The following is a 1,409-nucleotide window of genomic DNA, read 5'->3' as shown; positions in this document are numbered from 1 at the left end:
AATACATGCAAGTCGAACGGTCAGTAGCAATACTGATAGTGGCGCACGGGTGCGTAACGCGTAGCCAACCTACCCGAATCTGGGGGATAGCCCGCCGAAAGGCGGATTAATACCGCATAAAACAACAGAACGGCATCGTTCAATTGTTAAAGATTTATTGGATTCGGATGGGGCTGCGTGCCATTAGCTAGTTGGGGAGGTAACGGCTCACCAAGGCGACGATGGCTAGGGGAGCTGAGAGGCTGGTCCCCCACACGGGCACTGAGATACGGGCCCGACTCCTACGGGAGGCAGCAGTAGGGAATATTGGGCAATGGGCGAGAGCCTGACCCAGCCATGCCGCGTGCAGGATGAAGGCTTTCTGAGTCGTAAACTGCTTTTGCCAGGGAAGAAAAAAGGGCGTGCGCGCTCTACTGACGGTACCTGGTGAATAAGCACCGGCTAACTCCGTGCCAGCAGCCGCGGTAATACGGAGGGTGCAAGCGTTGTCCGGATTTATTGGGTTTAAAGGGTGCGTAGGCGGCGCGTTAAGTCTGGGGTGAAAGCCCGTTGCTCAACAACGGAACTGCCCTGGAAACTGGCGCGCTTGAGTACAGACGAGGGTGGCGGAATGGATGCTGTAGCGGTGAAATGCATAGATAGCATCCAGAACCCCGATTGCGAAGGCAGCTGCCTAGACTGTAACTGACGCTGAGGCACGAAAGCGTGGGGAGCGAACAGGATTAGATACCCTGGTAGTCCACGCCGTAAACGATGGATACTCGCTGGTGGCGATAGACGGTCACTGGCTTAGCGAAAGCGTTAAGTATCCCACCTGGGGAGTACGCCCGCAAGGGTGAAACTCAAAAGAATTGACGGGGGCCCGCACAAGTGGTGGAGCATGTGGTTTAATTCGATGATACGCGAGGAACCTTACCTAGGCTAGAATGCGCGTGACCGCCTCAGAGATGAGGCTTTCCTTCGGGACACAAAGCAAGGTGCTGCATGGCCGTCGTCAGCTCGTGCCGTGAGGTGTTGGGTTAAGTCCCGCAACGAGCGCAACCCCTATGATTAGTTGCCAGCGGATAATGCCGGGGACTCTAGTCAGACTGCCTGCGCAAGCAGTGAGGAAGGCGGGGACGACGTCAGGTCATCATGGCCCTTACGCCTAGGGCTACACACGTGCTACAATGGACGGTACAGCGGGTTGCCAACCAGCGATGGTGCGCCAATCCCGAAAAGCCGTTCTCAGTTCGGATCGGAGTCTGCAACTCGACTCCGTGAAGCTGGAATCACTAGTAATCGCGTATCAGCAATGACGCGGTGAATACGTTCCCGGGCCTTGTACACACCGCCCGTCAAGCCATGAAAGTCTGGTAGACCTGAAGCCGGTGCTCCGCAACGAAGCCGGTTAGGGTAGAACAGGTAAT

The 1,409-nt window shown here is 56.1% G+C and carries 1 rRNA gene; it reads left to right on the top strand.

Annotated features, from left to right (window positions below):
• Nucleotides 1–1,409: ribosomal RNA gene (locus tag ACYVM5_RS21720) — 16S ribosomal RNA — on the top strand; the annotation flags it as partial.

It is taken from the genome of Hymenobacter ruber (assembly GCF_054783255.1).
Note: the sequence above shows the minus strand (reverse complement) of the source record. Positions and strands in the feature narration are given on the sequence as shown.